At 52.8% G+C, this 21,264-nt stretch carries 15 protein-coding genes and 1 pseudogene; all 16 read right to left on the bottom strand.

From position 1 onward, the window contains the following. Positions 1 to 1,450, bottom strand: a 1,450-nt coding sequence (locus L691_RS0117510; RefSeq protein ID WP_025691722.1) for a translation initiation factor IF-2 N-terminal domain-containing protein, incomplete at its 3' end; no start/stop codon positions are given. Positions 1,451 to 1,453: 3 nt separating this feature from the next. Next, positions 1,454 to 1,766: pseudogene (locus L691_RS0117505) on the bottom strand (YlxQ family RNA-binding protein); the annotation flags it as partial. Next, on the bottom strand, positions 1,759 to 2,067 hold the full coding sequence (gene rnpM, locus L691_RS0117500) for an RNase P modulator RnpM (RefSeq protein WP_025691720.1): 309 nt from the start codon (positions 2,065 to 2,067) through the stop codon (positions 1,759 to 1,761). The gene rnpM and the pseudogene L691_RS0117505, both read right to left, overlap by 8 nt. Positions 2,068 to 2,090: 23 nt before the next feature. Further along, positions 2,091 to 3,188 carry a transcription termination factor NusA gene (gene nusA, locus L691_RS0117495; protein ID WP_025691719.1) on the bottom strand — a complete coding sequence of 366 codons (1,098 nt, stop codon included), beginning with the start codon at positions 3,186 to 3,188 and terminating at the stop codon, positions 2,091 to 2,093. 26 nt (positions 3,189 to 3,214) lie between these two features. Continuing rightward, complete coding sequence (gene rimP, locus L691_RS0117490) at positions 3,215 to 3,676, bottom strand: ribosome maturation factor RimP (RefSeq protein WP_025691718.1); 462 nt, start codon at positions 3,674 to 3,676, stop codon at positions 3,215 to 3,217. Between the two features lie 169 nt (positions 3,677 to 3,845). After that, a complete protein-coding gene (locus L691_RS0117485; protein ID WP_025691717.1) occupies positions 3,846 to 5,450 on the bottom strand; it encodes a response regulator transcription factor in 1,605 nt (534 codons plus the stop codon). Between the two features lie 12 nt (positions 5,451 to 5,462). Continuing rightward, entirely contained in the window at positions 5,463 to 6,929 is a 1,467-nt protein-coding gene (locus L691_RS0117480; protein WP_025691716.1) for a glycoside hydrolase family 32 protein, read from the bottom strand. Positions 6,930 to 6,986: 57 nt separating this feature from the next. Next, positions 6,987 to 7,817, bottom strand: a complete 831-nt coding sequence (locus L691_RS0117475; RefSeq protein WP_025691715.1) for a carbohydrate ABC transporter permease — start codon at positions 7,815 to 7,817, stop codon at positions 6,987 to 6,989. A gap of 17 nt (positions 7,818 to 7,834) precedes the next feature. After that, a complete protein-coding gene (locus L691_RS0117470) occupies positions 7,835 to 8,755 on the bottom strand; it encodes a carbohydrate ABC transporter permease (protein ID WP_198023061.1) in 921 nt (306 codons plus the stop codon). 85 nt (positions 8,756 to 8,840) lie between these two features. Then, a complete protein-coding gene (locus L691_RS0117465; protein WP_025691713.1) occupies positions 8,841 to 10,136 on the bottom strand; it encodes an ABC transporter substrate-binding protein in 1,296 nt (431 codons plus the stop codon). 152 nt (positions 10,137 to 10,288) lie between these two features. Then, positions 10,289 to 12,127, bottom strand: a complete 1,839-nt coding sequence (locus tag L691_RS0117460; RefSeq protein ID WP_025691712.1) for a sensor histidine kinase — start codon at positions 12,125 to 12,127, stop codon at positions 10,289 to 10,291. A gap of 54 nt (positions 12,128 to 12,181) precedes the next feature. Then, a complete protein-coding gene (locus L691_RS0117455; protein WP_025691711.1) occupies positions 12,182 to 16,507 on the bottom strand; it encodes a PolC-type DNA polymerase III in 4,326 nt (1,441 codons plus the stop codon). Between the two features lie 244 nt (positions 16,508 to 16,751). Next, a complete protein-coding gene (gene proS / locus L691_RS0117450; RefSeq protein ID WP_025691710.1) occupies positions 16,752 to 18,200 on the bottom strand; it encodes a proline--tRNA ligase in 1,449 nt (482 codons plus the stop codon). Positions 18,201 to 18,265: 65 nt separating this feature from the next. Continuing rightward, complete coding sequence (gene rseP, locus L691_RS0117445) at positions 18,266 to 19,540, bottom strand: RIP metalloprotease RseP (RefSeq protein ID WP_025691709.1); 1,275 nt, start codon at positions 19,538 to 19,540, stop codon at positions 18,266 to 18,268. Positions 19,541 to 19,679: 139 nt separating this feature from the next. After that, complete coding sequence (locus L691_RS0117440; protein WP_025691708.1) at positions 19,680 to 20,819, bottom strand: 1-deoxy-D-xylulose-5-phosphate reductoisomerase; 1,140 nt, start codon at positions 20,817 to 20,819, stop codon at positions 19,680 to 19,682. 22 nt (positions 20,820 to 20,841) lie between these two features. Beyond that, positions 20,842 to 21,264: phosphatidate cytidylyltransferase (locus L691_RS0117435; protein WP_025691707.1), on the bottom strand; the 423-nt coding region annotated here is incomplete at its 5' end.

Genomic DNA, 21,264 nt, shown 5'->3' with positions numbered 1-21,264 from the left:
CTTCCACGGTCTGAGGCATAACGCCGTCGTCAGCCGCTACGACGATAATCGTAATGTCCGTAACCTGTGCACCGCGGGCGCGCATCGCTGTAAACGCTTCGTGACCCGGGGTATCGAGGAACGTAATTTTCTTATGGTTGATTTCAACCTGGTAAGCGCCGATATGCTGCGTAATTCCGCCGGCTTCGCCGCCGGTCACATTCGTGGAACGAATGGCGTCAAGCAGCGTCGTCTTGCCGTGGTCAACGTGACCCATAATCGTCACGACCGGAGGGCGGGACTGCAGATCTTCAGGAGCATCGTTCTCTTCCACGGTCTCGAAACGGTCTTCCTCAACCGGAATCTTCACTTCGACTTCAACACCGAATTCACCGGCAAGCAGCAGGATGGTATCGATATCCAGCTCCTGGTTGATCGTTGCCATAACGCCCATCAGAATCAGCTTCTTGATAACTTCCGAAGCATCCTTATGCAGCAGCTTTGCCGTTTCGCCGACTGTCATGTTGCCGCGAACGATAATTTTCTTCGGCGTGTTGTCGATTTTCTCCCGGCGCTCGACCGGCTGCTGGTTTCTGCCGCCGCGCTGATTTTTGCCGCTGCGTCCGTTGTTCCGGAAATTGCCGCCTCTTCCGTCATCGAACCGCTTATTGTTGCCTCCTGGCCGGTTTTTGTTATTCCGGTCTCCGCCGCGGGAGAAATCGCCGCCCTGGCCTTGCGGACGGGAATCGCCTTGACGCTGGCCTCCACCCTGGCTCTGCGGACGGTTACCGCCGCCGAATCCACCTTGGCGCTGGCCTCCGCCTTGGCCTTGTGGACGGGAATCACCTGGACGGGACGCTCCACCTTGGCCCTGTGGACGGGGTGCGCCGCCTTGGCCTTGCGGACGGGAATCGCCTTGACGCTGGCCTCCGCCCTGGCTCTGCGGACGATTACCGCCGCCAAATCCGCCTTGACGCTGGCCTCCGCCTTGGCCTTGCGGACGGGAATCATTTTGACGGGTTCCTCCGCCTTGGCCCTGCGGCCTTGATTCGCCTTGACGCTGGCCTCCGCCTTGGCCTTGCGGGCGCTGTCCGGAGCCGGTCTGGTTTCTGCGGGAATCCTGCCCGCTTTGGGGTCTTGACGACATTGTCGATGAGTTATTGTGTGGTTTGTTCATACCTACCTGCTTTTCTATTTGATTTTTGTCAACACTTTTCGCTTCAACTGTAGCCGTTGCTGCAGAAGCGGAGCGGCCCCCGCCCCCGCTCTCCCGTTTGGCCGCAGCATTCGACTTAATATCCTTAAAGAACTGTTCCACCTTCGACACGGCATCATTTTCCATAACGCTCATGTGGTTGTTCACCGGGACGTTCAGACGTTTCAAGATGGTGATGATCTCTTTACTGCTCATGTTAAGCGATTTGGCGTACTCGTAAACCCGCAGTTTGTCCTTGCTGTCTTGTTTAGTCAATGATTCCACCTCCGACATTATCTCCGAGCTGCTTGGAGATCATTTCCGCGAATCCCTTGTCCGTGACAGCCAGCACGACGCGGCTATCCTTGCCGATAGAAGCGCCCAGGATGTCGCGGCTGAATCCGATCACCAGCGGAATATTGTAAGTCCCGCATTTGTCGCGGAACTTCTTCTGAGTATTATCCGAAGCGTCCTCCGCCAAGAGAACCAGCTTCGCTTGCGCCGAACGGACCGCTTTCAGCACAATCTCTTCGCCGGTGACAATTTTCCCCGCGCGCATGGCGAGCCCTAAATTAGAGAGAGCCCTACTCATCTTCAGCGGCTTCCTTAGCTGCAAGGAACTGCTCCTCCACGGATACGAAATCCCTGGCGAGCTGTTCGTATATTTCCGGGCTAACCGGGACCTTGAGCGCACGGTCCAGCGCCTTAGTCTTCTGAGCCAGCTTGAAGCATTCCAGCTTGCCGCAAATATAAGCTCCCCGGCCAGACTTCTTCCCGGTAAGATCAATCATGACTTCGCCACTCGGCGTTCTCACGATACGGATAAGCTCTTTCTTCGGCATCATTTCCTGACTGGCGACGCATTTGCGCAGCGGCACTTTTTTTTGTTTCATCGTAAGCCACCCGCCTCTCGTTATTAATCTATGGAGACGGAATCCTGATGCATTTCGTCGCTGGACGTTTTAGGTCTGCCGAATTCCTGCTCCGCCTGGCTTTCGCTCTTGATATCGATTTTCCATCCCGTCAGCTTGGCTGCCAAACGGGCGTTCTGCCCTTTGATTCCGATAGCCAGAGACAGTTGATAGTCCGGAACGACAACGCGCGCCATTTTTTCCGCCTCAAACACCTGAACCTCAAGCACCTTGGAAGGACTAAGCGCATTGGCCACATATTCTTCCACCGATTCAGAATACCGCACGATGTCGATTTTCTCGCCGCGCAGCTCGCCTACGATCGTCTGCACGCGCATCCCTCTTGGGCCTACGCAGGAACCGACGGGATCGACTTCCGGATTGCGCGAATATACCGCGATTTTGGAACGGAAGCCCGCTTCACGGGCGACGGAGCGAATCTCCACGACACCGTCGAAGATTTCGGGAACTTCAAGCTCGAACAGGCGCTTTAACAGGCCGGGATGACTCCGGGAGAGCAAAATTTGCGGCCCCTTGGTCGTATTCTCAACTTTGGTAATATAAGCCTTGATACGCTCGCCGTGCTTGAATTTCTCACCGGGCATCAATTCGTTCAGCGGCAGCACCGCTTCGATTTTGCCAAGGTCGATGTATACGTTGCGCAGATCCTGGCGCTGCACGATTCCGGTGACGATATCTTCTTCCTTGTCGATAAAAGCGTTGTAAATCAGTCCACGCTCCGCTTCGCGGATGCGCTGAGTAACGACCTGCTTAGCCGTCTGGGCGGCGATACGGCCGAAATCCCGAGGCGTTACCTCCTGCTCGGCGACATCATCCAGTTGAAAATGCGGATTGAGTTCCCGGGCCGCAGGCAGCGAAATTTCGGTGCGCGGGTCAAGCACTTCTTCCACGATCAGCTTGCGGGCATATACTTTTATTACGCCGGTGTTGCGGTTCATATCGACCCGAACATTTTGCGCGGCGTTGAAATTTCGTTTATAGCTGGAGATCAGCGCAGCCTCGATAGCCTCGAACAGCACATCCTTGCTGATGCCTTTCTCTCTCTCCAGTTCATTCATAGCTTCAATAAAATCCATACTCATGAAAAATCCGATCCCCCTTTCAAAAGCTAAAAAATAATGGCCAGTCTCGCGCTGGCAACTTTGGCATACGGAACAACATGCTGTTTTTTGCCCGCAGAGATGAGCATTTCCCCGCCTTCGAACGAGAGCAGCCGGCCTTCGAATTCCTTCAGCCCGTCGATCGGCTCGTAGGTCGTCACAAATACGTCCTTGCCGACCGCCTTCGCCACATCGTCGGCTTTTTTAAGCGGCCGCTCCGCCCCCGGAGAAGATACCTCCAGAAAATAAGCGCCTGGAATAGGATCGTTCTCGTCCAGCTTGGCGCTTAAGAATTCGCTGATGCTTCCGCAATCATCGATGTCGATTCCGCCTTCCTTGTCCACGAATACGCGCAGAAAGTAGTTGGAGCCTTCCTTTACATATTCTACGTCCACCAGTTCGAATCCATTGTCGTCAAGGTAAGGTTTCAGCATTTCTTCAACCGTACCTTTAATTTTGGGTGTGCTCAAATGAAACTAACCTCCACGAACTTGTCTTTTGCTGTATACCAAAGATAAAGAGTGGGTTTCCCCACTCTTTACACAACGGACTTATCTCATTATTACCAAAAAAAATTATACCATAGCATGGCAATACTGACAAGTGTCGGCCCTTGACTGCTGCTGTTCAGGAAGGAGTTCATGGAAAAGCGTTCTTTTTACGGTATTCATCAGGTGTCAGACCGTATTTCGCTTTAAACACACGGTAAAAATATTTCTCATCCTTAAATCCAGCTTTGCCGGCTATCTCAAATACCTTCATGTCGCTGGCTCCCAGCAGTTGAACCGCCTTTTCCAGCCGAATATCCGACAAATATCTCGTAAAGGAGACGCCGAGATAACTCTTGAAGATCGTACTTAAGTAATTGGGGCTGAAAAACAGCAGGCTCGCCACATGCTCAAGAGAAATGTCCAGGGTAAAGTGCGCTTCAATATAACTAACGCATTTCTCAATGACCTCGGCATGCTTCTTTCCCCGGTTGGCTTGTACAATCGTCATGAACCCTCTTAGAATTTCCAGAAACTGCTCCCTGCAATCCTTAAAGCTGGCGCAGGCCGTCAGGCTGCTCTCCGCTTCCTGCAAGGCGCACCGGTAAGCCTCTTCACTGAGGAATCCCTTGATCCCCGGCGCGATATGAAGCACAAGCTGAACTATGGATTTCAGCCATTGCTCCCGGTAAGGCAGCCCGTTCTCCAGGAACCGGCGGAACAAGTCATCCGTATGCTTGAGCAATAAGTCAGCTTTGTCCATTCTGATGTATTCCTTGAACAATTCCTCATCGTTATGGAAGTCGTAATGCAAGGGGTTAATCCGGCCGGAAATAGCGGCATATTGAACAACCCGGCCCCCGCCCAAGAAGTAACGGAAACCGGCAGCGTCCTCCGCTTCTTTATAGGAATCGACGGCTTCGCGGCAGAGATCGGCCCGCACATTGCCTACGCCTACCGCAAACGACAGCTGATACATGTCGGACAGCCGCTGTCCATATTCCTCCAGGGCCGTGAGCACGGCATCGGTGATTACTTCATCAGGACGCTTGGCCGTGATCACCGAGATCATGGTCAGGTTACGGTGTGAGGCAAAAAAGGACACAACCCGGGCCGAGGAACTTAAGCGGCTCGCGAGCATCCCGGGCATTGCCCCCCGGATATCTTCCAGCCCTTCAGGATAGAGGTCTCCTGGAGTATTGTCCTCTATGCGCGTTATGATAACCGCCCCGCTGGGCTCCAGAGCATACTGCTGCTGAAGCTCGCGGAATTGGGCCGGTGAGACCCCATTCTGTATCCATTCTCCTAGCAAATGTCCGTAGTACGCATTCATGCTGATGTGAAATTGCTCCCTGCTGATCTCTTCAGGCAAAATCCTTTTCTCTTTTTCAATACTTTCCCGGACCTTGTCAAGCAGTAGGCCGATGCTCTCCTCCTTCACCGGCTTGAGCACGTAATCGAAAGCGCCTAACCGAAGGGCCCGCTGGGCATATTCAAAATAACGGTAGCTGCTTAAGATGATGATCCGGGTAGCGGAGGAAAGCTTGTTCATGTGTTCAATGAAATCGAAGCCATCCATGATTGGCATTTTGATATCCGTAATCACGACATCAAAGGAAGCGGTTTGGACAATGTCCAGCGCGGTCTTTCCGTTACCGGCCTCAATAACCTCGCAGCCAGGGAGATATTCCCGGATCATTTTGCCGAGCACCCTTCTCTGAATCGCTTCGTCATCGACAACCATAATTCTGTTCATGGCCGCGTTCACCTACTGTATGGAATTTAATCTGTACACCTTGAGGGACCGGAGCTGTACCTCCCCTTCATATGCAAACATCTCCAGACCATCGTCTTCCGGCTCGGGGAAAATCAAATCGGTAATTGCGCACTCCCCGCCACCCGAGAAGACTTCAACCGAAGATCTGTCCACCCATAGCTGCAGAGATACGCGCTCTCCGCAGGGCGCAAGCGCCGCGCCGTGTCTGCCGGCAAAATGCTCATGAAACCGCACTTCTCCGGAAGATGTCCGGTCCACGAACAGCTCTCCGCTGCGGGTGTCATACCCTACTATTGTAGCACGGCTCCCATCCTCTGCGGCTCTTACTCTGAACCCGAACGAAGACGCGGTGCCAAGCTCGAATTCAGCGTCAATCCGCAAGGCGTCTCCCTTTATACCCGAGAAAGGCACAATTCCTTCAATGGTCAGGTTCTTAAGGTGCAGCGTCTCTCCTGCAAGCCGCGAAAGCTCCGCTACAGGACGCTGAATCAGTCTTATTTCACCGTCAAAGTCTCTCAAGAAAAGCTCTCTGGGGAGCGTCATCGCGCCTCTCCAGCCTTCGGTTGGCGTAACTCTTGCATATTTCCAGTTGCTCATCCACCCCATATAAATTCTTCGCCCGTCCAGGGCCGGGATATCCGAGAAGCTGACTCCTGCATAATTGTCCCTGCCATGGTCAAGCCAGCGCACGGCTTCGGGATCACGCTCGTTCACAAACAGCTTTCCGTTGAAGCGGCCGACAAAATACTGCGTCCGGGAGCCCTCGGGAATGTGGGGAGCGTCTCCTATGCTGACCAGTAAGACCCATTTGGTTCGCTGAGGATTCCCTTCTACAGTCAGTTCGAACAGATCCGGACATTCCCAGACGCCGTCATGGGAGCCGTGCCCCTCACCAAATTCGCTGGCAAAGGTCCATTCCTTCAAATTTGGCGAGGTGTAAATGCAGAGGCTCTGGCCGGTTGCAAGAACCATGATCCATCGTGCCGAAGCTTTATGCCAGAACACTTTGGGGTCCCGGTAGTCGGGGTAGCGGGGGTCCTCCAGCACGGGATTCCCGCTGTATTTTATCCAAGTGCGTCCATTGTCGAGGCTGTAGGCCAGACTTTGCCGTTCCCGCGGCCTTGCGGTATCCGGGTGTTCGTCATGATGGGTGAAGATGGCCACAAGACCGGGCTTCCCGCCAAAAAAACCGGATGTGTCGTCCCAATCCACAACCGCGCTGCCGGAGAAAATTTGTCCATGCTCATCAGGCGCCAGTGCAATCATCAGATGCTGCCAGTGCACCATGTCAAGGCTTACCGCATGCCCCCAATGCATAGGTCCCCAGCTCATACCGAAGGGATGATATTGATAGAACAGATGATATTCTCCATTAAAGTACACCATGCCGTTCGGATCGTTCATCCAATGGGTGCGGGGAGTAAAGTGATAACGCGAACGGTATTTTTCTTTATCCATCCGTCAGCCAATCCTCCAGACCTATTTGATTTCATCAACTCCACATGATTTGTCCGGTCAACCTTTGATTCCTGCGCTGGTAATTCCTTGTACATAATATTTTTGCAGCAGCAGGAACAGAACAATGATCGGAACGGTCGTAAAGGTCAGCGTCGCCATGATTTGCCCGTAATAGATCGGAGGCAGCGTAAAGAAAGTCTGGATGCCTAGCTGAATGTTGCGCAGCGATTCCCCCGTCGTCACCAGGATCGGCCACATGAAATCTCCCCAATGACTGATGAAATCAAGGATGAACACGGTTGCAAAAACCGGCCCCGAGAGCGGAACAACGATGGATGCAAAGGTCTTCAGCGGACCCGATCCGTCGATGGAAGCGGATTCCAGTATTTCATTTGGAATGTCCATAAAAAACTGGCGGAACATAAAAATGCTGAAGCAGTTCGCGATAAACGGAACGATCAGGGCGAACCAGGTATTGACCCAATGCAAGGTGTTAATGACCAAATACAGCGGCATCAGAATGCTCTCGAACGGAACGATCATCAAGGCGATGATACACACAAGAATGAATTCACTGCCCCTGAACCGCAGCTTGGCCAGCGCGTAACCGCAAATTGAATTTACCCCAAGGCCGCTGATGCAAATCACGGACACGTAAAAAAGGCTGTTGAACAGAAACTTCATCATTGGAATCCGCTCAAACGCCATTCTGTAATTGTCCAAGGTGATATGAAGCGGCAGCAAGGATTTCAGCGAGCTCAGATCGGAAAAAATCTGGTTCTCCGGCTTGAGCGAGGAAACGACCATCCACAGCAGCGGGATAATGAACAGCAGCGACATGATGATGTTAAGCACATACAGCAGCACCTTTGTCCGGGTATTTCTCATGTCCTGATCCCCCTTCGTTATTTATCTCTGAGAAACTTTTTCATCGAAAATGAGATCAAGACGACAATCAGGAAGAAGATGACGGAAATGGCGGAAGCGTACCCCGCATTTCGGAACTGGAAGCCTTGCTGGTAGATCAGCAGAGCCAGCGTTCGGGTCGAGTTCTCCGGACCACCATTCGTCATGATGTAAGGCTGAACGAACAGCTTCACAGCCTGAATCGTCGTAATCGTCAGCACAAACACCGTCACATTGTACAGGCTCGGTATCGTAATGTAGCGGAGCTGCTGAAGCTTGCTTGCCCCGTCGATCGAGGAGGCTTCGTATAAATCTTTGGAGATGCCCTGAAGACCCGCCAGAAAAATCATCATCTGGTAGCCGGCGGCCTGCCATACCGACATGAAGATAATCGAATTCATCGCCTGGGATGAGCTGCGCAGAAAAGGCTGGTTCGAAATGCCGAAGAAATGAAGCGCCGAGTTAATCAAGCCTTCATTCGGGTTATAAAGGGAGATCCAGAGAATCGCGATAACGGTCATGGAGGTGACGACCGGACTGAAGTAGGCAATCCGGAACACGTTCCGTAGCTTGAGGCTGTTGTTAACGAGCAGGGCCAGCATCAGGGCTACGCCCGATTGAACCGGCACGACGGTCACCGTGAAATACAAAGTGTTCCAGAGCGATTTATAGAACAGGCCGTCGGTAAAGAGCAGCTTGTAATTGTCCAGGCCGGTAAAATGAATTTTATCCGGACGCAGCAGATTGAACTTCGTAAATCCGAAGACAACGGCAAGCAGAAAAGGCAGCACCAGAAAAAAGATCAGCAAGAGAACCGCCGGCGTGACAAATGAATAGCCAACAAGGGTTTCACGTCTTTTCTGCCGGCTAAATGTCGATATATGCTCGCGCTCATGCGCATGGAGTGCCGTTTGCATCATCCATCCTTCCTTTCGCTTAGCTGATAAAAAGCTGGCGGCAAAGACGCTGCCGGGCGCCCTTGCCGCGGTCAAATGTCATAGACTGCTACTCGGCAAAATTGCGCTTGTACTCTTCATCATAAGTGGACGCCACGTTGTCCAGTGACTTTTTGACATCCGCGCCGACCATAATATCCGTCAACGCCTCGGCGAATTTCTGCGTCAGCACCGGATACGCCGGAGTGACCGGTCTGGCATGCGATACGCCTGTAACTTGCTCCTTGATAATGCGAAGCGGAAGCTCATTATATTCCGTCAAGCTCTCGAACGCCGATTTGCGGCTGGCCGGCATGCTGATCGCCTGCGCCAATTGGGTCGAGCTATCTTTGTTCGTAATCCATTTAATGACCTCTGCCGCTTCTTTCGGATGCTTGGAGTCAGCCGACACCCCTACCGCCCAACTGCCTGAAGGAGCAGTTTGAATGCCGCCCGGTTTTTTTGGGAAATAAGTAATGCCCCACTCCAGGTCCGGATAGTTCTTGAAGCCGGGAATATTCCAGGGACCTCCCAGCTTGGTCGCCGCTTTCCCTTCCTCAAACTCCGTCGGCTTCGGATCGATATTGAACAGCTTCTCGTTCGCCAGCTTTTGCAGGAAACCTGCCGCCTCCACGCCCTGCGGGCTGTTGACGAATCCTTCGGCGGTCGTCCCTTCCTTATTGACAATGTCCGTGCCGCCGGAAATCCATAACTGCTCGAAGGCGTAGGTCATCCATTCCCCTTTGTCGTTGATCATGTTCGTGCCGAACACACCGTCCTTGGACGTCTTCTTCATCACGTCGTACCAGTCGTCCCAGGTCCAGGCATTTTCAATTTTGTCCGGAGGCGTTATTCCGTGCTCGGCCATAATTTTTTTGTTATAAAAAAGGACGACGGAGGACTCGTTCAAGCCCGGCGCGTAAAATTTGCCCTGGTACGAGCCTTGCTGAAGGATCGAAGGGACGAAATCGTCCAGATCCTCCTTGGAGAAATACTCGTCAAGCGGGATAATAATCTCCGAGGCCGCATAGTTGGCGATGTTCGGTCCGTCCATGGCCAGTACATCCGGCAGGGTGTGAGAAGCGACGGCGGCATTGATTTTGTCTTCATAAGCAAAAGAGTTGCCCCGGGTAATAACCTCCATCTTGACATGGATCTTCCCTTTATTGGCCTGATTAAACTCTTCAATCCGCTTCACATACACATTGTCCTCGACCTCGCTGGCCTGCGGACGCCAGAAGGTAAGCTCAACGGCCGATCCCTCTCCCTGCCCGCCGCTGCCTGAATTGGCGTTTTGGGTCCCGCCGCCGGAGCAGCCCGCGAGCAGGGATAAGGCCAGAAGTGACAGTAGAATCCCCTTTTTCATATGACACCATCCTATCAAATGAAGTTTTTGATTACGCTTTCATCATAAAAGGAAATGCGTGCTCCTCCTACTCTAAAAAAGGGGGAATGGTGGACTTTTCTACTGAAAGCGTTTTTGTTGTGATGAAAACAAACAAAATCCGGCTTGGGACACTACTCCAAGTGCCTTAAGCCGGACTCTGCCACATCCAGGGGAAGCCGTAAAATGACCGTCGTCCCCATATTCAACTCCGAGCGGATATCCACGCCAAAAGCCTGACCATACAGCAGCTTGATCCGATGGTTGACATTCTGGATTCCAATGGAAGCCGCTGCGCCCGAATCCTCACGGATTTCCAGCACCCGGGCTATCGTCTCGGGCGACATTCCCTTCCCGTTGTCGGTCACAGTGAATATTCTGCCGGTACCATCAATCTGCCCCGTCACATGTATAAGCCCCCCCTGCTCCCTATCCTCAAGAGCGTGAACCAGGGCGTTCTCAATAAACGGCTGTAGAAAGAATTTGGGTACCCAGTGGCCCTCCAGCTTCGAATCAATCTCATAAGTCACCGTGAATTTGCCCTCAAAACGGCGGCTCATGATGAACACGTAATTCTTCAGATAGTTCAGATCCTCGGAGAAAATAACCTTCCCCGGACTTTTGGCCGTATATTCCAGCATTTCCGACAGCTCAACCAGCATTTTGCTGATCAGGGACTGTTTGTTTTCAATCGCCAAATAGTTGATGATGTTCAGGGTATTGTACAAAAAATGCGGATTGAACTGGAAATTAAGAGCTTTAAGCTCCGCCTCCAGCTCTTTCATCTTTGCCTTGTAGTTTTCTTCAATCAGCGTGTGGATGCTTTCATTCATCTGGTTGAACTTGTGAATGATAATGTTAAGCTCCTTGGTGCCCGCCGATTCGATATAGGTATTAAAGTAGCCATCCCCGCTTCGGTTAATGCCGCGCAGCAGCTTGATGAGCGGCAGGGTGATGCGGCCGGACAGCAGCGCCGCAACCACCACCGATATCAAGGTGATGATCACCATGGAGTACAGGGTGTAATCGAACATGTCGGGCAGTGTCCGCTGCAAATTTTTATACGGAATAAACACTGCCGACAGCCAGCCTGTCGTCTTCATCGTATCGAAGCAGACGACCAGCTTCTGTCCGCCAAGGGTGATGTACTCCGTGCCGCTCTTCTTGCTGATGGCGCGGGCAATCCACTCCCTGCTAATCTCCGCCGGATCGCCGGCCAGCTCCGAACTGGACAGGACAGCCCCTTCCGGAGTGAGCATATAGTAATAGGAGCCTTCTACATTCAGGCTTTCCTCAAGAGCATGCCTAAACATAGATTCCTGAAAGTTTACAACCAGAATCGGCCGCTCCACGCTCTTTTTCATCTGGATCAGGATGTTGTTGCGGACCATTGCAAAGTTCATTAGCCGCGTCCCCGTAAAGACATACTGGTCTTTCTCCGATGGGGCGGTAGAGTAAAACTGCTCCAGCAAATTATAGGTGGGAATCCATGTTATGCTGCTGCGCGATTCGGTCCCTATCTTATAAATGTTGGAGAGGGAGTAATCCTTCTTCGGTATCCAAAAGGACGGGGTTTCTCCGAAGGTGTACTCCCGGGTGACCAGGTTAACCGAGAACAAATCCTCCGAGCTTGGAAAGTACTTTTGCAATATCCGCGTAATTTTACGGTCCGAGTCATTAGTGATGTCCCTTAGCCGCAAATTTTCCGTATTGAAAAATTGAAACAGATCCTCGTCCAGATGCATGTTGATCGCGCTCTGCTCTATCCCTGCCAAGCTGCTGTCCAGCGATTGATTGCCCATCCGCACAAGTCCCAGCGAGGTTTCACTGGCATTCTTGAGAATCACATCGGAGCTCTTGACAGTATATCCGACAGCCATGACGGTCAGCGACAAAACGGTTACCGCAATGAACGAAAGCGTCAGCTTGGTCCGCAGGCTCATGTGAAACAGAAATGCTTGGGCTCTCCGCAAATGACCGACCTCCGAAATCGTAGTCGCTTAAAGGCAGCGGGACTGCTCAAGTCTTTAAAACAGGGAAAGCTGGTTGCTCTCCGGCAATCCCCGGAAGCAGCCCATGCCGGTGAGCAGCTCGACAATCGTCTTACTCGCCTTGGACTTCTTCTGAAAATCCTCAATCGATAGAAACTCTCCGGCATCTTTAGCCGCAGCAATATTCTTCGCCGCATTATCGCCGATACCGGCTAGGGCGGAGAATGGAGGGATGAGGCTGTTTTCATCAACTGTGAACTTGGTTGCATCCGAGCGGTACAGATCGATACTCTTGAAGGTAAAGCCACGGGCCGTCATTTCCAGCGCCATTTCGAGGATTGGCAGCATCGCCTTTTCCTTTGGGAGAGCTTGGAAGCCCTTCGCTTCAATTTCGACAATCTGCCGATGAATGGCGTCGTAGCCCTGGCAGCACAGCTCAATGTCGAAATCCTCCGCACGAACCGAGAAGTATGTCGCGTAATAATGTATCGGATAATACAGTTTAAAGTATGCGGTCCGCACGGCAGAGATGACATAAGCGGCGGCGTGCGCTTTCGGGAACATGTATTGGATTTTAAGACAGGAATCAATGTACCACAGCGGCACCTTGCACCTCTTCATTTCCTCGATCCATTCGGGCGTCAATCCTTTGCCTTTCCGCACACTCTCCGTAATCTTGAACGCCAGTCCGGCGTCCATGCCGGCTTTGTAGATTAAATAGAGCATAATATCGTCACGGCAGCCGATAACGGTCTTGATGTTGCAGGTGTTGTTCTTGATGAGCTCCTGCGCGTTGCCAAGCCAAACCCCCGTTCCGTGGGACAAGCCTGAAATCTGCAACAGGTCGGCAAAGCTCGACGGTTTCGATTCGACAAGCATCTGGCGGACAAACTTCGTCCCCATCTCAGGTACCCCGTAGGTGGCGACGGGCGTCCGGATCTGCTCCGGCGTCACGCCAAGCGCTTCCGTCGAGTTGAACATGCTCATGACCTTCGGATCGTTCATCGGAATCGTCGTCGGATCGACGCCTGTCAAATCCTGCAGCATCCGCATCATCGTCGGATCGTCATGGCCCAGAATATCGAGCTTGAGCAGGTTGGCGTCAAAGGCGTGATAGTCGAAATGCGTCGTCTTCCATTCCGAATTCACATCATCGGCAGGATACTGCACGGGTGTGATGTCTTCCACCTCGATGTAATCCGGCACGACGACGATGCCGCCGGGATGCTGGCCTGTGTTGCGTTTAACGCCTGTACACCCCGCCGCGAGACGGCTGAGCTCGGCGCCGCGCCAGCGCTTATGATGATCTTCCTCGTACTTCTTGGCGAAACCGAACGCGGTCTTCTCGGCCACAGTACCGATCGTACCGGCCCGGAAGACGCTTTTTTCACCGAACAGCACCTTTGTATAATTATGCGCATGCGGCTGGTATTCCCCGGAAAAGTTAAGGTCAATATCGGGAACCTTGTCGCCCTTAAAGCCGAGGAACGTCTCGAACGGAATGTCCTGCCCTTCGCCCTTCAGCATCTCCCCGCATTTCGGACACGCCTTGTCAGGCAGGTCGAATCCGCTCGGTACGCTTCCGTCCAGGAACCACTCGCTGTGCCGGCATTCGGGACTACGGCAAACGTAATGCGCCGGGAGCGGATTGACCTCGGAGATGCCGAGGAAGGTTGCGACGACGGAGGAGCCGACCGAACCCCGGGAGCCGACGAGGTACCCGTCCTGGTTCGATTTTTTAACCAGCCGCTCGGAAATGAGATAGTTGGCGGAGAAGCCGTACTTGATGATTGGCTCCAGCTCTTTTTCCAGGCGGGCGACGACCACCTCGGGCAGCTCCTCTCCATAAATGGATCTTGCGGTCCGGTAGCAGGTATCGCGGATTTCCTCATCCGCCCCATCAAGAATCGGCGTAAACAGCTTGTCGGGGAACAGCTCGATCGCTTCAAAGCGCTCCGCCAGTTCCACCGTATTGGTCACGACGACCTCAAGCGCCTTATCCTCGCCCAGAAAATCAAATTCCTGAAGCATTTCTTCCGTTGTCCGAAAGTGCGCGTCCGGCTTGCGCTGATCCTTTAGCGGACTGAATCCGGTAATGCCATGAATCGTGATGTCGCGGAACAGCTTGTCGCGCGGCTCCAAATAGTGCACGTTTCCGGTCGCGATGACCGGCTTGTTCATTTTTTCCCCGATTTCGCAAATCCGGCGGACGACGCCGCGCAGCTCTTCGGGACTTGCCACAAAGCCTTTATCCACCAAATGCATATACATGGTCAGCGGCTGGATCTCCAGCACATCGTAGAACTGGGCGACCTCCATCGCTTCCTCGGCCGTTTTGTTCAAGACGGCTTCAAAGAATTCGCCCCGCTCGCAGCCGGAAATGACCAGCAGGCCGTCCCGCATTTCCTCTAACTTCGACTTTGGAATGCAAGGCACCCGCTTGAAATAATCGGTGTGAGATAAGGATACCAGCTTGTACAGGTTCTTCTTGCCCGTCATATTCAAGGCATAAATGCAGCAGTGGAACGGACGGGTGTTGGACAGATCCTTGCCGACCTCGTCGTTCAGACGGTCCAGCATCGTCAGCCCTTTCAGCTTCTCGGCGTCAGCCAACAGCCCATTCAGAATTCCGCCCAGCGCAACCGTATCGTCGACCGCGCGGTGATGGCTTTCAAGCAATACTTTATATTTGTCGGCCAGCGTGTTGAGCCGGTGATTTTTCATATTTGGATGAAGCAGCCGCGCCAGCTCCAGCGTATCAAGTGAAGGATTAGGCAAAAGCGGCAGCCCAAACTTGGCAAGCGATGCCTGGATAAACCCCATATCGAACCGGGCGTTATGCGCCACAAGGACGGCGTCCTGGGCGAAATTTACGAAATCATGGAGCACAGGCTCCAAATCGGGCGCATCCTTAACCATATCGTCCGTGATGTTCGTGAGCTGCTGGATATGATAAGGGATTTTCTCATGCGGATTGACAAAGGTTGTATAACGGTCGATTTCCTGTCCGCCCTGCATTTTGACGGCGGCAAGCTCAGTGATATTGTTGCGCGTAATGGACAGGCCGGTGGTCTCGATATCGAAGACGACATAGGTGGCGGTTTTAAGCTCCAGCGGCTGTGGATTCTCGACCACATTTACCGCATCGTTGACCACATTCGCTTCCACACCGTACAGCATTTTGATGCCGTTCTTCTTCGCTGCCTTGCCGGCTTCGGGATAGCACTGCACCCCGCCATGGTCGGTGACGGCAATCGCCGGATGCCCCCATTTGGCTGCGGTTTTGATATAGGCGTCGATTGGCGCTACCGCATCCATTGTGCTCATGGCACTGTGAAGATGAAACTCCACCCGCTTCTGCGGGGCATTGTCCTTGCGGGCAGGCGGAGCAGACACCTCGGACAAATCCGATGGAATCATCACCAGTTCCGGAGTTTGCATGAAACGGTCGTACTCCACCTTTCCGCGCGCTTTTACCCATTTCCCGTTTGCCAGTTGGCTCATCACTTTCAGGTCGTCTTTTGTTTTAGCGAACATCTTCATTTGCAGGGAATCGGAAAAATCAGTTAAATTGAAGGTGAACAACGTGCTGCCATTGCGCAGCTCTTTGCGGTCTAGGCCAAAAATCGTTCCCTGAATGGTGATTTTTTTCTCCTCGTCCTGAATTTCCATAATTGGAACGGGTTGGTCTTTGATATCGTAACCGACCTGTAGCGGAACGACCTCTTCGCCGTCTTCATTTTCTGAGGAACTTTCCGTCTCGATGGCCGTCATCATCTGCTCGATAATTTCCCGCTGCTCCTGCTGGAGCTTTTGCTGGAATTCCTCGAATTCCTCCGCGCCGTTTCCTTTTTCCGCAAGCTGCACTTTTACACGCAGGGAAAGTCCAAAGTACGTATCGTAAAAACGGACAATTGCACCGTCGATCCCTTTTTTCCGCGCCAGCTCGAGTGACATCTGATCGCTCATGTTCAGCAGCAGCGTGTCGCCTTGAAGCTCCTGTCCCGAACGCGTTAGCCAGCCATTGACGGAGGGAATCTCACGGTGAACCCATTCAAGGAACAGTCCCCAATACTCGTGAAAAATGTCAGCCCGGCTTACCTGCTCCTCGTACTTGAACAAGAACCCGACTTTCGCAATATGCTGCATCCGCTCTCGTACTCTCAAGCAAAACGTCCGATAGGCCTGTGCCGGAACGAGAGTCTGCTTCACTACAACGACGCGCCAATCCCGATTGCCTCGGCTGATCTCCACCCTGTCGATATAACCATCCAAAAAATAAGGATCGATAAGTGCCGGAGGGACATCTCCCTGCTTCATCAGCAGCTCGAACCGCTTTCTTCTCTCCTCGCTGTATTCCATGCTTCCCCCACCTTTACATTCCCCGATAAAGCGAGGTCTTTGCTGTCACTCTTCCATTTAAAATCTTATAATTTAATAAAGCTTCCGGAGAAGAAGACCGGCTTCTGTCTCTCGTAGACATATAGGCAGGGCAAGCGTTCGGCTTATCCCTGCCTATATGTTTAAAAAGCGCCCGGGCTGTCCGCCCGCCGTCCTCTGTTCGCCAGAAGCTTGCAATCATGCCCGAAAATGGGACTGTAAACGTTTAGTATGCTTTGGCAAAAACAACCGTATGCTCTGCCGGTTTGCCACAGCAGATGCAGGTCTTCTTCGTTTCGCCCGGTTCAAAAGGAATGTTCCGGCTCGTTGCTCCGGTTTCTTCCTTCACCTGTGCTTCGCAGGCATCGTCACCACACCAGCCGGCCAGCGCAAAGCCGCGTTTCTCTTCCATTGCCGCTTTCATCTCATCCAGCGTCTCGACGGAATAGAAATGTTCCTCACGGAACTTAAGCGCCCGCTCGAACATTTCGTTATGAACCTGCTCCAGCATAGCCTGGACTTCTTCCACTAGACGGTCCTGCTGAACGATTTTCTTCTCGCCGCTGATCCGCGAGACCAGCACGCAGACACCGTTCTCCATATCCCGGGGCCCAAGCTCCAGTCTAACCGGCACACCGCGCATTTCATATTCGTTGAATTTCCAGCCGGGTGTTACATCGGAACGGTCGTCAACGCGCACACGGATGCCCGCCGATTTAAGTTCCTTGAACAGCTCGTCCGTCCGGGCAATGACCGCTTCCCGAGTTTTCGGAGGGCCGATCGGAATCATGATTACCTGAGTCGGCGCCACTTTAGGCGGCAGGGCCAGACCGCGGTCGTCGCCGTGTACCATAATCATCGAACCGATCATGCGAGTGCTTGTCCCCCAGGAAGTTGTATGCACATATTCCAGATTGTTATCGCGGCTGAGATACTGAATGTCGAAGGCAACAGCAAACTTGGTGCCCAGATAGTGGGAGGTTCCCGCCTGAACAGCCCGTCCGTCTTTCATCATCGCCTCGATCGAGTACGTGTCCACCGCTCCGGCAAAACGCTCGGAAGGCGTCTTCTGACCGGTAATGACCGGAATCGCCAGATAGCCTTCGACGAAATCGCGGTAAACTTCCAGCATCTGCATCGTTTCCTCGCGCGCTTCGGCCTCATTCTCATGCGCCGTATGGCCTTCCTGCCACAGAAACTCGCTTGTGCGCAGGAACGGAAGCGTACGCTTTTCCCAGCGGACAACGTTCGCCCACTGATTGATCAGCACCGGCAGGTCCCGGTATGACTGAATCCATTTGGAATACATATGTCCAATCATCGTTTCGGAGGTCGGCCGGATCGCCAGACGCTCTTCCAGTTTCTCGCCGCCGGCTTCCGTTACCCATGGCAGCTCCGGATTGAAGCCTTCGACATGCTCTTTCTCCTTCTGAAAAAAGCTTTCCGGAATAAACAGCGGAAAATAGGCATTGCGGTGTCCCGTTTCCTTGAAGCGCCGGTTCATCTCTTCTTGGATATGCTCCCAGATTTCATAGCCGTCCGGCTTGAATACGATACAACCGCGCACCGGAGAATAATCCATCAGGTCAGCTTTCTTGATTACATCGATGTACCAGCGCGAGAAATCTTCGCCCTGCGGCGTTATTTCCGTAACAAACTGCTTTTCTTTTGACATAGAATGGAATTCCCCCCGTTAATAAGCCCAGGCAGCAGATGGCTGCAGCTTAGGCCGAAACAAAATTAACCGCTGATTAGGCGTAAAATATCATTATAGGTAACAGCGAGCATCAGCAGAAACAGCATCGCGAAGCCGACGAAATGGACCATGCCCTCTCGGCTCGGATCAACCGGTTTGCCGCGCAGCGCCTCCACACCGAGGAAAACGAGCCGGCTTCCGTCAAGCGCCGGAATCGGCAGTAAGTTAAAGATGCCAAGGTACAAGCTGAGTATGGCCGTCCAGTGAGTCAGATACACGATCCCCTGCTGGGCGATTTGGCCGGTCAGCTCGAAAGTACGCACCGGTCCGCCGATATCATCCATATTAAACTGATTAATCAGCTGCTTGAAACCGAGAAAAATCGCTTTAGTGGTATCGGCCATTGCATGACTTGCTCCGCTGAACGTTTCGCTAATTGTCGCATTTCGGGTCGGAAGCTCAGGCGTTATACCGACTTTGCCGCCTTCCTGCCCTTCCATATGGCGAGGCGTCATCGTTACCGCGATCATTTGATCTCCGCGCTTGATCGTCCAATTCATTGCTTTTCCTTCAGATGCGGAAGTCAGGTTGATCATCTTCTTGTAGTCCGGGCCAATGGTCTCCCCGTTAATCGAATAGACAATATCGCCCTTCTGAAGTCCCGCCTCTTGGGCTGGCATGCCTTCGGCGACGTCGCCGATCAATACATAGGTCGGATTCTCTACCGCAACGCCGGCCATTTGAATGTAAACGCCAAAAAGAATAAAAGCGAGCAGAAAATTCATTACCGGACCAGCTACAATGGCAAGAGCCCGCTGTCCGACGGTTTTACTGCCGAACTGCCGATCCTTGGGAGCGATCTGGATTTGCTGGTTTCCTTTAACCAACATAGCTTGCGGATGCAAGGAATAGGTCGTAACCTCCCCGTCAACATCCAGCCTGATCCTTAGATCCTTCTCCAAATCGGCATACTGCGCTTCCCCGCGGATAACATTTCTGCGCGTATCCAACTGGTCGAGATATACGGCCTTTACGATATTGCCTTCGCCTAGCCGCACCGCTATCGTCTGCCCTGGTGAGATCTCGATCACCTCTGGATCCTCACCAGCCATTCGCGCGTAACCGCCAAAAGGCAGCAGACGCAGCGTGAACTGCGTTTCATTGTGTTTATAAGAAAACAGTTTCGGACCGAAACCGATAGCAAACTCTCTCACAAGAATGCCGGCGCGTTTGGCAAAATAATAATGTCCCCATTCATGAACCGTCACCAGGACGAAGAACATGAGCACCGTCAAAAAAACGACTTGAACCATTTCCAAGTTAGGCAGCCCCCTTTAGGTGAAAGACCGAAGTATGTCCTCTTAATTTATCATTATTCTCCGATCCGGCACAAGAGAATCAACCGTCCAAACCAATTTTTCCGGTTATTGGTGCCAACCTCCATTGATTTCACGCGGGTTACAGACTTTGTGCCAACGCGCGCACCGTGCGGTCACATTCCTCGATTTGCTCCAGACTCGGATGACTCTGTACTGGATGGCGCCCTAGAACCTCCTCCAATATCTCCTCAATTCGCAAAAAAGAAATCTCGCGCCGCAAGAACCTTGCAACGGCAACTTCGTTCGCGGCATTGAAGGCAGTTGTCGCGGTTCCGCCGGTCTTTCCGCACTCGATAGCAAGCTTTAGCGCCGGGTAACGCACAAAGTCCATCTCCCGGAATGTCAGCCGTCCAGCCTGTGCCAGCGACAACCGCTGGGCCGGCGAATACCATCTGTCGGGATAGGTCAGCGCGTATTGGATCGGTACACGCATATCGGGATTGCCGAGCTGGGCGATGATGCTGCTGTCACGGAACTCCACCAAAGAGTGAATGATGCTCTCCGGGTGAAGCAGCACCTCTATTTGTTCGTAAGGCAGATCAAACAGCCAGTGAGCCTCAATGACTTCCAGCCCTTTATTGACCATAGTAGCGGAATCAATCGTAATCTTGGCGCCCATTGCCCAATTGGGATGGCGAAGCGCATCTTCAACCGTAACATCGCGGAGCTGCTCCCTGGAGAGATCCCGGAAGGAGCCCCCTGAAGCGGTCAGCGTAATGGAAGCAATATCTTCCTTGCTTTCTCCATTCAGGCATTGAAAAATCGCCGAATGCTCGCTGTCGATGGGGAGCAGCTTTACCCCTTTTCGCCGGACCTGCTCTGTGACAAGATGTCCCGCCGTCACCAGCGTTTCCTTGTTCGCGAGACCAATATCCCTGCCAGCCTCAATCGCGGCAAGTGTTGAGCGCAGGCCGACGCTGCCCATGACTGCGGTCACTACATACTCGGCATCTCCGCCGGCAGCAATTTGCACCAGTCCGTCATCGCCGCTGTATAGTTCTACTCCTGCCGGGAGCTGTGTCCGAATGCCGTCTGCAAGCTCCTTGCTGGTGACGGATACTCTCTTCGGCTTAAAGCGGCGGACCTGCTCCAGCAGAAGCGCTGTATTGCTTCCGGCAGCAAGGCCGTCCACTTCAAAGCTATCTGGATGCATAGCCACAACATCGAGCGTTTGCGTTCCGACTGAACCGGTTGAGCCCAGAATGCTGATCTTTTTCAAGCGTCACGTACCTTCTTTCTAGTTAGTGATAAGGCATCAGCATCATGATATGTACGAACGGAAACACGATAATCCAACTGTCACAGCGGTCGAGAATGCCTCCATGTCCAGGCAGCAGCGTTCCCGAGTCCTTTATGCCGTATGCCCTTTTATAAGCCGATTGAACAAGATCCCCTAGCTGTCCGACCACGGCGCTGGCAAGACCGATAACTAGCGCACGCCCGAATGACAGCAAATCTGGAGATATTAGGGCAAAGATCAAAGCAATGACCATCGCGATGACGATTCCGCCTACTGCTCCTTCGACGGTCTTATTGGGGCTGATTGCAGGCCAAAGCTTTGTTCTTCCCAGCGCTCTGCCGACAAAATAAGCTCCCGCATCACTGCTCCAAATGCAGCAGAGAAGCAGAAGGGTCCAGAACAGTCCGTTACCGTCTGGGGCAGA

The organism is Paenibacillus zanthoxyli JH29 (assembly GCF_000520715.1).
Classification (GTDB): domain Bacteria; phylum Bacillota; class Bacilli; order Paenibacillales; family Paenibacillaceae; genus Paenibacillus_AQ; species Paenibacillus_AQ zanthoxyli.
Note: the sequence above shows the minus strand (reverse complement) of the source record. Positions and strands in the feature narration are given on the sequence as shown.

Coding starts and splice junctions, on each gene's coding strand:
- rnpM (WP_025691720.1), bottom strand. CDS start 2,067: ATGAAACAAAAAAAAGTGCCGCTGCGCAAATGCGTCGCCAGTCAGGAA.
- nusA (WP_025691719.1), bottom strand. CDS start 3,188: ATGAGTATGGATTTTATTGAAGCTATGAATGAACTGGAGAGAGAGAAA.
- L691_RS0117485 (WP_025691717.1), bottom strand. CDS start 5,450: ATGAACAGAATTATGGTTGTCGATGACGAAGCGATTCAGAGAAGGGTG.
- L691_RS0117480 (WP_025691716.1), bottom strand. CDS start 6,929: ATGGATAAAGAAAAATACCGTTCGCGTTATCACTTTACTCCCCGCACC.
- L691_RS0117475 (WP_025691715.1), bottom strand. CDS start 7,817: ATGAGAAATACCCGGACAAAGGTGCTGCTGTATGTGCTTAACATCATC.
- L691_RS0117470 (WP_198023061.1), bottom strand. CDS start 8,755: ATGATGCAAACGGCACTCCATGCGCATGAGCGCGAGCATATATCGACA.
- L691_RS0117465 (WP_025691713.1), bottom strand. CDS start 10,136: ATGAAAAAGGGGATTCTACTGTCACTTCTGGCCTTATCCCTGCTCGCG.
- L691_RS0117455 (WP_025691711.1), bottom strand. CDS start 16,507: ATGGAATACAGCGAGGAGAGAAGAAAGCGGTTCGAGCTGCTGATGAAG.
- proS (WP_025691710.1), bottom strand. CDS start 18,200: ATGTCAAAAGAAAAGCAGTTTGTTACGGAAATAACGCCGCAGGGCGAA.